The 13,751-nt window shown below is 61.1% G+C and carries 9 protein-coding genes; 4 read left to right on the top strand and 5 right to left on the bottom strand.

Going from position 1 to position 13,751, the window contains the following annotated elements; translation table 11 throughout:
* Positions 1-244: 244 nt before the first annotated feature.
* The gene (locus MC375_RS11535; RefSeq protein ID WP_242103542.1) at positions 245-1,954 is read left to right on the top strand and encodes a serine hydrolase; all 1,710 of its coding nucleotides are present in this window, start codon (positions 245-247) and stop codon (positions 1,952-1,954) included.
* A 126-nt stretch (positions 1,955-2,080) separates the two neighbouring features.
* Here the strand turns inward: MC375_RS11535 and MC375_RS11530 are convergent, their stop codons facing one another.
* Positions 2,081-2,896, bottom strand: coding sequence for a creatininase family protein (locus tag MC375_RS11530; RefSeq protein ID WP_242103541.1), 816 nt, complete (start codon positions 2,894-2,896; stop codon positions 2,081-2,083).
* 89 nt (positions 2,897-2,985) lie between these two features.
* Positions 2,986-3,513: a hypothetical protein gene (locus MC375_RS11525; protein ID WP_242103540.1), complete on the bottom strand. Its 528-nt coding sequence runs from the start codon at positions 3,511-3,513 to the stop codon at positions 2,986-2,988.
* 232 nt (positions 3,514-3,745) lie between these two features.
* Here MC375_RS11525 and MC375_RS11520 point away from each other — a divergent pair, with 232 nt between their 5' ends.
* Positions 3,746-5,785 (top strand): M13 family metallopeptidase, encoded by a 2,040-nt coding sequence (locus MC375_RS11520; RefSeq protein ID WP_242103539.1) that lies wholly within the window; start codon positions 3,746-3,748, stop codon positions 5,783-5,785.
* Between the two features lie 146 nt (positions 5,786-5,931).
* On the opposite strand, the gene MC375_RS11515 is transcribed toward MC375_RS11520, so the two are convergent.
* Positions 5,932-7,734, bottom strand: a complete 1,803-nt coding sequence (locus tag MC375_RS11515) for a sodium:solute symporter (RefSeq protein ID WP_242103538.1) — start codon at positions 7,732-7,734, stop codon at positions 5,932-5,934.
* 418 nt (positions 7,735-8,152) lie between these two features.
* On the opposite strand from MC375_RS11515, the gene MC375_RS11510 reads away from it, so the two are divergent.
* Positions 8,153-8,605 (top strand): hypothetical protein, encoded by a 453-nt coding sequence (locus MC375_RS11510; protein WP_242103537.1) that lies wholly within the window; start codon positions 8,153-8,155, stop codon positions 8,603-8,605.
* Between the two features lie 136 nt (positions 8,606-8,741).
* Here MC375_RS11510 and MC375_RS11505 read toward each other — a convergent pair whose 3' ends face one another.
* Positions 8,742-10,265, bottom strand: a complete 1,524-nt coding sequence (locus MC375_RS11505) for a tryptophan halogenase family protein (RefSeq protein ID WP_242103536.1) — start codon at positions 10,263-10,265, stop codon at positions 8,742-8,744.
* A 131-nt stretch (positions 10,266-10,396) separates the two neighbouring features.
* Here MC375_RS11505 and MC375_RS11500 point away from each other — a divergent pair, with 131 nt between their 5' ends.
* Positions 10,397-10,564 (top strand): hypothetical protein, encoded by a 168-nt coding sequence (locus MC375_RS11500; protein WP_242103535.1) that lies wholly within the window; start codon positions 10,397-10,399, stop codon positions 10,562-10,564.
* Positions 10,565-11,644: 1,080 nt separating this feature from the next.
* Here the strand turns inward: MC375_RS11500 and MC375_RS11495 are convergent.
* Positions 11,645-13,576 carry a hypothetical protein gene (locus tag MC375_RS11495; RefSeq protein WP_242103534.1) on the bottom strand — a complete coding sequence of 644 codons (1,932 nt, stop codon included), beginning with the start codon at positions 13,574-13,576 and terminating at the stop codon, positions 11,645-11,647.
* Positions 13,577-13,751: the final 175 nt, after the last annotated feature.

Here is a 13,751-nt window from a genome sequence, read left to right as displayed (position 1 = left end):
GCAACAGTTGTTGTCAGAACCTGTCCTTGGCACCTTTTTCGGCATCCTGTGACGTCTCGGCGACAGCGCGATGGCGACGCGGATCATTGCCAACGTCGCTCCACAGGTCTATACCATCGCCGTAGCCGATGGGATCGGTTTGCACGGGCCGTCGCCCGTTCGGGTCCCTTGCCCCCAGGCACCATGGACTTCGCCGTTACCAGTGGTGGAAGCGCATTGAACGAACCAGGGTCTGCAATCGGCAATGAAGACCGGGGACAGCCCCCCGATCTTCATCAGCTATGCGACCGCCGACCGCGAACTCGAAGTCCACGGAGCGGCAAAGGGGACCGGAATTGCACTGCGTCCGGCTTCGTCTAAACCATCTGGGCCCAGAAACGCACCCCATCGGGGGGATCGAGCGGAGATAGCCATCATGAGCCACGCATCGCGCGTCACCATTGCGGCTCTCCTGTTGGCGCTGGGCGCGACCGAAGGGCGCGCCCAACCCGCGGACGACGGGCGCGACCTGCACCTAATCGAAGGCTTCGAGCAGCAGGTCGAGGCGCACCGCCGGGCGCTCGGCATTCCCGGCATGTCGACCGTGGTGGTCCGGGACGGCGAGGTGCTGTCCGCGCGCGGGTTCGGTTACGCCGACCTGGAGCGCCGCGTCCCTGCCACCGCCGACACGCTCTACCACCTCGCGTCGGTGACCAAGACCTTCACCGCGGTGCTGGTGCACCGGCTCGTCGAGCAGGGCAAGCTCGGTCTCGACGAACCGGTGGCGCGTTATTCGCCTGAGTTCAAGGACAACGGGGCGCAGGTGCGGCACGTGCTCAGCCACACGTCCGAGAACACGCCGGGCGACGCCTTCAACTACAGCCCCGACCGCTTCGAGGGTCTGAAGGACATCCTCGAGAAGAAATACGGCAAGCCGCTGCGGCAGATCTACGTCGAGGCGTTCCTCGAGCCGCTGGCGATGCGCGACAGCGTGCCCAGCCATGACGTCGCCGACGATGACACCACCCACGCCGCGCTGGGCCTGGACAACCTCGCGCGTTATCGCCGCAACCTCGCGCACTTCGCCAAGCCGTACACGTACTGGGCCGAAGGCAACGGCACGTCCGAGTACGCGGGCTATCCGCCACGCGAGCTCTGGGTGTCCGCCGGCCTGCTGTCGACGGTGCTGGACATGGCCCGGTACGACAAGGCGATAGACGACCACACGCTGCTGAAGGCCGAGACGCTGGCGCACGCATGGACGCCGGTCCTGTCCAACGCGGGCAAGCCGTTGCCGTTCGGGCTGGGCTGGTTCGTCACGGACTACCGCAGTGAGCGGCTGGTCTGGCACTACGGCCACTGGGGCACGGGCTTCTCGTCGCTTTATCTCAAGGTCCCCGCGCGCCGCCTCACCCTCGTCGCGCTGGCCAACAGCGAGCACCTCGCCGACCACCCGTACAAGCTCGGCGACGGCGACGTCACCAACAGTCTGTTCGCGTGCAGCTTCCTGGCGAGCTTCGTACGGGGCATCTCGAATGCCGCCCGCGGCGCGGCGCCACCGGCGAACCTCGAGGCGCTGCTCGCGGACAAGCAGGCGCGCAACGCCTTCGCCAAGTCGGCGGAAGACCCCGGGTGCGAACTGACGTCCCGCATCGCCTATGCCAACTGGCGGGACCTGCGTCGCGAGGAAGCCGCGAAGCGCAAGCCCATCCCCTACGACGCGGCCCTCGCCGCCGAATATGCCGGCACGTACCGCCTCCCCCACCGCGACATCCATGTCACCAACGAAGGCGGCCGCCTCTTCATCAACGTCCCGGCCGATGGTGGCCACACCGAGATGTACGCCATGTCGCCGACGGAGTTCTTCATCCGCATCCGGCCGTGGGACCTGCGGTTCGTCAAGGAAGGCGGCAAGGTCGTGCGCCTGGATTTCGTCGAAGGCGACGTGACGGATTCGGCACCGCGGGTCGAATGACGCGGGGCGTCCGACAAAAGTTGGCGGGGACTATTCCACAGAACCGCAGGGCGGGCTCAAGCCCGCCTTCCGCGGTTCTATTCCTTGTAAGCAATAAAGAGCGATCCCCACGCGGTTGAGGTGGAGCTACTTCTTCGAGTCGCCGACCAGCTTGCGGATCTCAGCTGCTCCGTCTCTTATCTTCCACTCCAGGAACATCTTGCCCAAGTCGGGAGACGATCGACGGGGGTCACCTTCAACACCGACCGTACCCAATGACAAAGGGCTGCCCGTTGGCGGCACCGGAGCGCCTACGACGATCTGGCCTGGGCGAACATAATCGGGATCGACAGCCCAGGTGAGCGACGTGTCGGAAACGCCGCCGTGCCGGCTCGGGGGGTAGCCATTTGACTTGAGGTATTCGTCTATCTCTTTGTTCGCTTTCGCGTAAGCGTCGCTGGAAAAAAACACGCGCACGCCATGGGCGCGATGCTTCTCGTCCAGCTTGGCGGCAAGCGCACGAAGCGGGGGCTGGTTGCCGTCGTGATCGCCCATCAAGACGATGTACTTGAATCCGGCTTTCACCATGCTTTCCGCGACATCTTCGTTGACGCGCGAAAATGTCTCCGCGGACAGGTTTACCGTCCCCGGGAAGCGGCTCTCGTCAGAAGTGGGTGCAAAAGGTATGACGGGCGAAACGAGCGCATTGCCTAGTTCTCGAGCGATGTGCTCACCGAGGTACTGCGCCCGAACAATATGCTTTCCAAGCGCGATCGCCGGGCCGGTCGCTTCAGTGCTGGCATTGAAGATCAGCACCGTCGTTTTGCCGCCTTTGATGGCGTCGCGGATTTCAGCAGTCGTCATTCGCTCCATCATCACGGGTGCAGGGCGTGGCGGTGCGGCTGACACGTTGAACACGAAACTCAGGAGTGCTGCAGCGATTGCCAGCAACGAGCCCTTCATAAATCCTCCTCGAAGGAAGAACTTTCGTATCCGTCCATGGGTGAACGATTTGCCCGTGATCCTTCCCACCCAGACCCCGTCGTACGCCATCACCTGGGAGCCAGGGTGAAGTCGATCCGTGCGATCGGATTCGCTTCGGTGAGCGGTGTGCCTTGCTTGTCGGGAGTGAATGCCAGCGACCCCAGGAAGGGGCGGCCACGCGGCCCGTTGTCCCACGCAACGCTGACAGCCGGGGTCAGGATGTATCCGCCATTCATGTTGTGGCCGTGGCCGTCGCGCGGATAGGCGTCGAAGCCCAGCAGGGACAAGCCTCGCACCACGTAAGCGACGGCGGGTCCGGTGTCGTCGGAAGCGTCGTGGAACCGGACCACGCAATCGCACGGTTGCGGTTGCGCAGGGTAAGGGTCTTCGGCCCGGGTGACCTCAAGGCGCTCGACCTGGATCGCGAACGCCTGATCCAACGGACCTTCGGGCCTGCCGATCCAGCCCTCCCAGCGGATCGTCCCGAGGATCATCGGGACGGCGCCGGTACGCTGCGGGTCGATATCTTCGACGGGTTCGAGGGGATCCAGGCCGCCCTGGCGATGGGTCGGAAAATCGTGCTTGTCCCGGTGCATGGCGCTCGACTCCTCTGGGTTTGCCAGGGCCAACGCGCTGCGCGTCCGCATACGGCCGCCAGGCCCGGCGACCGCCCCCGCACCGGGTCGTATATCCGACACCCGCAGGGAAAGGGGCTAATGCAACGCCTCTAAACCCTTTCTCGTTCACAGCCATCTCAATCCGCAGGTATCTACGGAATATGTCAATGCAGACCACCTTCGATCGCCTCGCGCCGTGAACGGACTCGCCATGACATCGAACGGCGTTCGCGCGCTAGTCGCGGCGACCCTGCTGTTGCTATCGCTCAACGTCGCCCATGGCGAAGCGGGCAAGCCACACCGTGGCCCGTGGGGATTTGATCTGGCCGGCATGGATCGAACGATCAAGCCGGGAGACGATTTCTTCCGCTATAGCGGCGGGGCATGGATGACCAATACCCCCATCCCGCCGGATCGCGCGTCATGGAGTACGTTCTCAATTCTGCGCGCGAATGCCGAGACGGCTGTCAAAGCCATCGTCGAAGCGGTCGCAAGCCGGCCGAATCCGGCGGGATCGATCGAACAGAAGGTCGCCGACTACTACAACTCGTACCTCGACACGGAAGCCATTGAGAAGGCGGGATTCGCACCGATCCGCGACGACCTGGCCGCGATCGTTGCAGCGCGCTCGCATGAGGATGTCGCGCGCCTCATGGGACGCCGCGACATCGACGTGGGCGGCCCCGTCTCGATCACGCCCTGGCCTGACGCAAAAAACCCCAATCGCTACGCGGTGAACATTGTGCAGTCCGGCCTGAGCCTTCCGAACCGCGACTACTATCTGAAGGACGACGCAAAATTCGCCGAGATACGCCGCAAGCATCACGCCTACATCGAGGCACTGCTGTCGATGGGCGGCTATCCACAGGCGGCGCGTTCCGCCAACGCCGTTGCCGCGCTCGAAACGAAGATCGCGACACTGCACTGGTCCGCGGAGAAGCGCGCCGATCGCGATCTGACCTATCACCCCAAATCGCGGGCCGAGCTGGTGGCGTTCGCGCCGGATTTCCCGTGGCTGGCGACCTTGTCCGCGGCAGAGATCCCGCATCAGGACTTCTTCGTCCTGAAGGAACGCGATGCCATCGGTGAGCTTACGAAACTATTCCGCGCGACACCCGTAAAGACATGGCGCGCGTACATGGCGTTCCAGTACCTCAACGCCATGGCGGATGTATTGCCGAGAAACCTCGACGACCTTGCATTCGACTTCAACGGCAAGACGCTCTCAGGACAACCGCAGAAGCGTGAGCGCTGGAAACGCGCGACCGTAGCGTTGAATGCCGCGCTAGGCGAAGCCGTCGGCGAGTTCTATGTGCGCAAGCACTTCAAGCCGGAAGCAAAAGCGCAAGTGGCATCGCTGGTCGAGAACTTGCGTGCCGCCTACCGCACGCGGATCGCGCGTGTGACGTGGATGTCCGAGGAAACGAAGCAAGCGGCATTTCGAAAACTCGATACGTTTCGCGTCAAGATCGGCTACCCGGACACGTGGCGCAACTACTCGACGCTGGATATTCGCTCCGCCGATCCCGTCGGCAACCGCAAGCGCGCGAGAGCGTGGGAATGGCGTCGCCGCATCGCACGCCTCGACCAGCCGACGGACCGCGACGAGTGGGGCATGACACCGCAAACCGTGAACGCCTACTACAACGCGTATTTCAACGAAATCGTGTTTCCCGCAGCGATTCTACAGCCCCCCTACTTCGATGCCGAGGCCGACCCCGCGGTCAACTACGGCGGCATTGGCGGCGTGATCGGCCATGAGATGGGGCACGCGTTCGACGATCAAGGATCGAAGTCGGATGAAAACGGCATCCAGCGCACCTGGTGGAAAGCCGAAGACGTCGCCCACTTCAAGACGTTGGTCGCGAGCCTCGCGACACAGTATTCGCAATTCGAACCCCTGCCCGGCACGCACCTCAACGGCAAGCTGACCCTCGCCGAGAATATCGGCGACAACGGCGGTCTCAGCGTCGCGCTGGAGGCCTATCAGATTTCATTGCGGAACAACGAACCGCCCGTCATGGACGGCTTTTCGGGGCTCCAGCGTTTCTTCCTTTCCTGGGCCCAAACCTATCGCGAGAACATTCGCGAAGCGCAACTGCGCGCCAACCTCACCGCCGACCCCCACAGCCCCGCGGAATTCCGCGTCAATGGCGTCGTACGCAATATGGACGCGTGGTATGTCGCGTTCGACGTCAAGCCCGGCGACAAGCTCTATCTCGCGCCTGCAAATCGAGTGCGCATCTGGTAGGAACCATCAGGAAATCAGAGCGTGCAAATGGCCGAATTTGAGCGGCGCCCCCGCTTCTCACGCCTCCATGTTGAATCTCGTGGACCTTGCGCAGTTGGACATAGCCAACCCGCGCAAGTCCAAGGGAAAGTCCGCCGCGGCCGCGATCAGTTCAGCCAGAAACTGAAATACAGATACATGCCGAGGACCAGCGCGACGATGAGCCCAGACAACACTTTATTGCCGGTGTCCCAGCTGCGGCTGATCTCATCGCCGTGCAGCTCGCGGATCGAGGCGTAAGTCAGGCCTTTGATCTGCTCGTCCGCCGGCGGCTCGCTGGTCAGAGAGCCCACGATCATCAGAATGGCGCTAGCGACGAACAAAATGCCGGTCGCGTACAGGAAATTGAAATCGCCGATCGCGGCCAGGAACGCCGGCTCTTCAATCTTGCCTGCGCCAAAAAACGCCTGGCAGGTCAGCTTGAACATGCCGAGCACGAAGCCGCCGGCCAAGGCCCACACCGCGCCCTGACCGTTCAAACGTTTCCAGAATAATCCGAGCAGGAACACCGCGGTGATCGGCGGCGCGAGATAACCCTGCACACTTTGCAGATACTGATACAAGCCGCCGCCGGAGATCACTTTCATTACCGGAATCCACAGCAGGCCCGCGACGACGACCACCGTCGTCGCGATGCGGCCCACGGCCAACAAGTGCCGCTCCGACCGACCCGGCCGAAGCTTCTCGTAAATATCGACGGTGAACAGCGAGGCGCTCGAGTTGAACAGCGACGCGAGCGAGCTCATCAGCGCCGCCAGCAGGCACGCGACGATCAAACCGCGGATGCCCGAGGGCAGCAACGTGGTCACGAGCGTCGGGAACACCGTGTCGCCGTCGATCACCGAGACGCCATCGACCATCTTCATGGGCAGCGCCAGCAAGCCCTTCTGATGCAAGGCCCATCCGATCATGCCGGGCACCAGGAAGATCAGCACCGGCCACACCTTGAGCAGGCCGCCGAACAGCGCGCCACGACGCGCCGACTGCAGATCCTTGGCCGACAGCGCACGCTGCACGATGTATTGATCGGTACACCAGTACCAGATGCCGATGATGGGCGAGGCGATCAGGACGCCGAGCCAGGGGAAATCGGGATCGCTCAGCGGCCGCCACAGGGCAAACTGCGCGGCGTTGGCGCTCGCGGTGCTGACCAACTCGCCCCAACCTGCGCCCACACCGGCACCGGCGCCGAGCCGGCTCAAGCCCGTCAACGTGATCACCAACGAACCGAACAAGATGATCACGGCCTGTGGTGTGGCGGTCGCCATGATCGCACGCATGCCACCGAACACCGTGTAAATGCCCGTGAGAATCACGGTGGTGAATGCGCCCACCCAGAACGCGTTGTCGCGCGAGCCGAAGGTGTCCGGCAGCAGCGCCTGAAACACGATCGCGCCGGCGTACACGGTCACGCTGACCTTGGTGAACACATACGCAACCAGCGAGACTACCGAGAGGATGGTGCGCGCCCGCGCGTTGAAGCGGCGCTCCAGAAACTCGGGAATCGTTTGCACGCCGGACTTGTAGTAGAACGGCACGAAGAAGCCGGAGAGCAGGATCAGCACCCACGCGTGCAGCTCCCAGTGCGCCATTGCCATGCCGGTCGAGGCACCCTGGCCCGCGAGGCCAACGATGTGTTCCGAGCCGATGTTGGACGTGAAAATCGAGGCGCCGATGGTAATGAAGCCGGCGTTGCGGCCAGCCAGAAAGTAATCGACGCTATCCTTCTGGTGCCGGCCGTACCACCACGCCACCACCCCTATCACGGTGAAGTACAACCCGATGACGAACCAGTCCAAGGTGGTCAGAATTGAGGTTTGCACGTCGGTCCCTTGTATTGTTGAGGCGGCGATACCGGGCGCCTTGAATCCAGGCCGCGGCCCCAGCCGTGCCTCGAGCTGTTGTGTCACGACCTGTCATGGATCAACTTCGAGCGAAGGATAGGCAGGCGCTTCGCGTCATATCCAATGAATTGTTCAGCGCGAGCTATATCGGTTTTTTTATGCGGCGCTGCACCACATGCCCGTTCCGCTTCAGTCAAGACAATAAAGCAATCAATGGGTCAGGTTCATTTATACGTGGACCAAACATCAGGTTTCAATCGGATACGCACACCTCCCTTCTTTCCAGGCTGCCTCATCCCCTCTGATCAAGTGAACTGGCCGCTCTTACGTCGCTTCGCCGGAGCCCGGCCCGCGCACCGGCCGCCCAGGTGCAACTCATCCGACAAGTGAACCTGACCCCGCTCTTGGCAATCGAGCCCTGTCCGATTCCAACTTGCGGCATCGTTTTCCTGCTTGCAGGGGTCACTAGCAATGGAGCAGGCACATGCGCATCGGAATCACGTTTCTATGGGCTTCTCTCCTCGTACTGACGCTTGCGGGCTGCGGAAGCAGGCCGCCTCCCGGCAGCGACGGCATGGAGAAGCGTATAGCCGACCTGGAGAAGGGAGCCGCGGCCATGCAGGAGCAAAACCGCGACCTGAGGGCGAAGCTGCGAGCCGCACATACTTTCGGGCGCTCGCCGCTGGAGGACTTCTTTGCCAGCCCGGAGTTCTGGGAATGCACGTACGACTCAAGCTGGTCCGACTGTTCCAGTCGCTGCTCCAAGCAGACTGCGGACGGCTACCAGGCATGCATCAACGCGCATCCCGAAGGGCCGGAACGCGTGGCGTGCATCGAGGAAAATTCAACGCGCGGCTCGAACTGCCTGAAGAGCTGCCCCGTGCAAGTCTCGCCAACCAGTCCCCCCACGTGCCGTGGCGGAGGCGGACCCATGTGAGATCCGCTGGGCCGACATGGGGACGAGGCAACTCGGGAAGAACAGGGGTCAGAGTACAAATTCATCAATGCAAAATGGATCTCTGACCCCTATTTCCCCCGGCTCTTGTGTCGATAAAGTAAACCTGACCCCGTTTTCAGGGCGGATCGGCCTTCACGTGGCGCTCGATATAGGCCGCATGGCCTGGCATCTCGGCCACCGTGCCGGCAATCGCCTGGCGTAAGCGCATGAAATGGGCCAGCAGCGCCTGCTCGTCCACGTGCTCGACGAATGGAGCAAGCCGATCGGGCCGCAGGCCCAGGCCGAGGTACATGGACACCCACGAGGGCTCCAGGAACCCCAACTGGTGGTGCATGACCACTCGCCCGGTGCCGCGGAACATGTCGATCTGGTGCGCCAGCGTCTCGGGCAGCTTCATGTTCGCGCAGTAGCGCCACAGTTCGGAATCATCGCGCTGCGTCAGGTGGTAGTGCATCGCGATGAAATCGCGGGTCGACTCGAACTGCTCGGCGTGCTGGCGGTTGAATTCGACGGCCAGCGAGGGATGGAAGTCGCGATCCGGGAAGTACTCCACCAGCCAACCCACGCCGTCCATGATGATGTGGATGCTGGTGGACTCCAGCGGCTCCACGAAGCCCGCCGCCAGCCCGAGGGCGACCACGTTCTTGACCCAGGCACGCTTGCGCCGGCCGGTCACGAAGCGCAATGGGTTGGGCACGCCCTGTGGCTTGCCTTCGAGGTTGGCGACCAGCAATGCGCTGGCCTCGTCGTCGGAGATGCAGTCGCTGTTGTAGACCAGGCCACTGCCGGTGCGATGCTGCAGCGGGATCGTCCATTGCCAGCCGGGCGCGTGCGCGGTCGAGGTGGTGTAGGGCCGCAGCGGCTCCGTGCGTTCACTGGAAACCGCGAGCGCGCGATCGCAGGGCAGCCACTTTCGCCAGTCCTCGTAACCGGCCTTCATGGCGCCTTCGATCAGCAGGCCTCGGAACCCCGAGCAATCGATGAACAGGTCGCCCTCGATGCGCCGACCGTCGGCCATGCGAACGGCCGCCACGAATCCGTCCTCGGGCCGCAGCTCGACGTCGACGACGGTGCCAAGCTCGCGCTGCACGCCACGCGCCATCGCGTACTCGCGCAGGTAACCCGCGTACAGCGAGGCATCGAACTGGTAGGCGTACGAATACGAATTGTGGGCCGATCGCGGCCCGGCCAGTGGCGGCGTGAACTTCATGTGCCGCGCCATCACGCTGGACGTGGACCAATCTTCATACGACGGGAAGTCGGGGTGCTTCGCGCTCAGTCGCAGCCAGTGCTGGTAGGGCGCGCGGTTCTGGATCGGCGGGCCGAAATCGCCGAAGCCGTGGAAAAAGCGGTGACCGATGCGTCCCCAATTGCGGAACTCGATCCCCAGCTTGTAGGTCCCCTGGGTGCGCTTGGTGAACTCGGTGTTGTCCAGGCCCAGCAAGTCGTTGAAGACGCGGATCGGCGGAATGGTGGCTTCGCCGACGCCGACCGTGGCGATATCGGGCGCCTCCACCAACACGATCTCGCAACCCATCGGCCCTTGGCGGGGCAGTCGCTGCGACAGGGGCGCCGCCGCCATCCAGCCGGCGGTCCCGCCGCCGACGATGATGATCCTGCGTATGTGGCGCTCGTTCATGGCCATGCCTCCCCGGAAACGGGGTCAGGTTCACTTCCGCCACCTTGCCTGACGGCATCGACCGACGGCAAGACGTTTCGGGAACGGGGTCAGGTCAAAGGGGTCAGAGAATCTATCGGTTTCAAACAGATATGTTCTCTGACCCCTTTTTCGGCAAGGTAGAAGTTCAGCCGCATCAGCTGGAGGTCATCGACCTCTTCACCGGAATTCTCTACACGGCGCGCGAGCCGCGGGCAGAGACGCTCTGGACGTTGGAAGAGATGGCGCGGTTGATCGAAGGGCAGTGGGAAACGATCTAGCCGTTAGGCTTCAACTGTGTTGGAAAAGGGGCCGCAATCCGGCCCCTTGTCTTTTTCGAGGTGATCGTCATGAGCCAGATCGAGAACGAGAACCCAACCACTTTCCCCATGAAATAGTTCTCTGACCCCTGTTTTCGTGCTCTGACCCCTATTCCCCCGGCGGCGTAGGGCGGGCTCAAGCCCGCCTTACGCGGGTTACTGCCTTCAATTCGGGAGGCGAAGAAGATTTGGCGACTCAACTACCTCGTCGTTCCCACCAGTGCCAAGTGGAATCAAGGTCACAGCCACATTCGTCTGGCTTGATACATTTCGCGAGCATGCCATTGGCAGAATCGTCGCTCAGCGCATGCATTCGCAATCACAGCCAAGGAGGAGTACGACATGAAAGCATCAGTGCTTTTCACGCTTGCAGTTGCTGTCGTTCCGGCATTCGCGATCGGGGCCGCCCATGCCCAGACAGCGCCCCGATGCTCATGTGAGCACTACGGTAATCCATACGACGGGTACTGCGAGGCATGGCCCCAGAGCGGTACAGAGACCTACGGATGGCAAACGACAGGCAATGCCTACTTTCCATTCCAACCCAGCCCAACTCAGCCTGCGATGGTGTACGGCTGCCCCTTAAACCACCCAGATGGTTGCGGTTTGAAAGTAACGATCTCTCGGCCAGGCTATTCTCCGGTCACCAAGAATTGTCTCAATGGCACGCCGCCCAACTAAGTGGCGCATTCGTCGGGGTTGCCTGCAACCCCGACGTTCTGCGCAGGCGTAAAGGAGAAGGGAGGGTTTCTGAGTGCTCGGCAAGAAAGTCAGATAACAGGGCGAAGAACAGGGGTCAGAGTACAAATTCATCAACGCAAAATGGATCTCTGACCCTATTTCCCCTCCTCCTTTCGATTTACAAAAAAGTACTCTGACCCCTATTTCCCCTTCGTTGTCGAACGAGTGTTGGGCGCAAACCGCGTGGGCCGCGTGAGCGGCTAGATCTCGAAGGGTGACGGAGGCGGCGGTACCACTTCGAACCGAAACACTGCGGCAGCCGGGAGGGCGTGGCCGGCTGACAATTGCGAGACTTGTATCCTAGTTCCGACGCTCTGCACGCACTACTGAGTTATTAGGGTTGTTATAGAGGGCAGTATAGAAAGCGTGTCCTCGTGCGCTATTGATAAACTGCTCCAGGGTAACGTCGTCGCCGATCACCTCATTCGGCAGTACTCGTTGAACACTAGTCCGCCAGGCAGTTTTATAGGCAGCTTTGTAATGACCATCTGCCTCGGTTTTGCGGTACCCGATACCTACCACGTCCTCGCTCTTAACATCTATCCCAACGGACTCCGGCCAAGTGGTCCACAGATCTTCCGGCACGAACGCTCGGCCACTTGGGCGACTATTCGTGCCCGTCGTGAATTTTTCCCATTCGACATTTCCGATTTGTTCTCCGATGAAATCGGATGCCACAAGGGACTGCCGGGTTCCGGTTATGATGCCGCCGTCGCCGAAATCAAGGAGGTAAACCTTGGTGTCAAACGAGGCTACGTCGAGCGGGGCAACTGCACCATTCTTGGCAGTGAGCTCCCATACCGCGTTCTGTCCATGGTAGCCGGCTACGAGAGTTAGACCGGTTATAAGGTGCATCTTGGCAAATGTCTCGGCCGCATCTTCTACATATTTTCTCAAGAAAACCAGCCGTTGTTGTTCCGTGATGGGTCCCGGCCGCTCTTGCGGCTGGATTGCGAGCTGCGGAACAACATCCATCCAGAAGGTGTTCACGGCGAAACCCGGAACAAGCCAGGAACGATCATGGAACTTGTATTCACGGTACACCGTTCCGTGCGTTTCTCTATTCTCGAACTTGCCGCACGTGTTGAACCTGCTACAGAGGTGGGTGCCCGTGTTGTCTTGTCCGACCTGCCTTTCCTCCAAGAGGTAGGCATACTCATCGTAGATCATGTTCGGGAACAAATCTTTGAAATCGTCTCTGATGCTAAGTTGGAGCGCCTTCACATACGCACTGACGGCTATCGTTTTGCGCAACTCGGTTCTCTCCATTTGCTTTATGTCGAGTCCACGGTCGTCGATTGCTTCTCCGAAGTTGAACGTCTGGGACGTCTTCCAAGACCACAATGACCCTTGGCCGGCGGTGGTTGGGTCCATGAATACGCTTCGCGATGCACTGAAGTACTGCCGCCCTACCCCCGCAGATCCAAACAATTGACTGTAGTTCACCTTGTTTAGCATCCGAATGGGACAAATTTCCTTGTCGCCGTTTATTTGATCCTTGGTCGTCTGAGCGAGTCCCTCTTCGGGGGCGATGTAAATGTCTAGATGCCCATTGGTCGTCACCGGCGGTGTTCTACGCCCTTCCTCCGCCGCGGCAAAGTATTCGGTGAGTAACACGGGCAGTTGGTTTCCGAAGGCAGTCTTTGGCACATGGAAGAAATGTGTAGGAACGTGAAGGTTGACTGGAAGTGTTGGAATTGTTCGTGCGTTGGTCAAACTAATCGTCGCTCCCTGACCATCAACGATCTGATGTGTAGTGCCTCGTTTTTCGAACTGCTGTAACTTGACCGCCGTGACTGTATCGCTGGGCTGAAGCCCGCACGCTAGATTTTTTGTTTCTCCTACGCCAGCCGTTTGCGGAAAAAGGTTGGTTGTCTCTGGGAGCTGGCTTAGCCAGCTGTTTCCGCACGTCTGGAGGTAGACGAACAGGCCCTTGCGGCCCTGTTCCGATTGAATATCGTTTGGTAACTCTGATATCGACGCTTTGAAATCATCTACCATCGCCTGGTAACCGTTAGCACTGCGAATGCAGGTCGCTGCCTGGGCGGGCCGAGCGAAGGTCGCCACCAAAGACAAAGTGACCGCACCGGCTATCCAGAGGGACCGAATCGTCGTGGAGGTCGAGAACGAGAAGGTATGCATGACATCCCCTATGGTGGTGGTCGGTGCGGCGCGTCTGAGAGCGCCCAGCGCAGCAAGTAATATGGTCTGCATTTCCTGTCTATTTCGCATGATGCGTACTCCCGAAAATTGACTTCTGAAGAGGTGCCGACTCAGCGGAGCGCACGCGTGCCACTAGAGGGAGTCGCGTCATGATGCGTCCCAAGTGAACGCGTCGCGTCTCGAGTGAACACATCACGTCCCAAGCGGACGCAATGCAACGACGCGGGTCGTCCGCGCCCAGCAG

Origin of the sequence: Lysobacter sp. M2-1 (assembly GCF_022662495.1) — a bacterium.
Lineage (GTDB): Bacteria > Pseudomonadota > Gammaproteobacteria > Xanthomonadales > Xanthomonadaceae > JAKPBU01.
This window is presented reverse-complemented; position numbering and strand designations above follow the sequence as displayed.

Excerpts from the sequence above, each read along its gene's own strand:
- MC375_RS11500 (WP_242103535.1), top strand. The coding sequence starts at position 10,397 with ATGTTCTCTGACCCCTTTTTCGGCAAGGTAGAAGTTCAGCCGCATCAG.
- MC375_RS11510 (WP_242103537.1), top strand. The coding sequence starts at position 8,153 with ATGCGCATCGGAATCACGTTTCTATGGGCTTCTCTCCTCGTACTGACG.
- MC375_RS11530 (WP_242103541.1), bottom strand. The coding sequence starts at position 2,896 with ATGAAGGGCTCGTTGCTGGCAATCGCTGCAGCACTCCTGAGTTTCGTG.
- MC375_RS11520 (WP_242103539.1), top strand. The coding sequence starts at position 3,746 with ATGACATCGAACGGCGTTCGCGCGCTAGTCGCGGCGACCCTGCTGTTG.
- MC375_RS11525 (WP_242103540.1), bottom strand. The coding sequence starts at position 3,513 with ATGCACCGGGACAAGCACGATTTTCCGACCCATCGCCAGGGCGGCCTG.
- MC375_RS11535 (WP_242103542.1), top strand. The coding sequence starts at position 245 with ATGAAGACCGGGGACAGCCCCCCGATCTTCATCAGCTATGCGACCGCC.
- MC375_RS11495 (WP_242103534.1), bottom strand. The coding sequence starts at position 13,576 with ATGCGAAATAGACAGGAAATGCAGACCATATTACTTGCTGCGCTGGGC.
- MC375_RS11505 (WP_242103536.1), bottom strand. The coding sequence starts at position 10,265 with ATGAACGAGCGCCACATACGCAGGATCATCATCGTCGGCGGCGGGACC.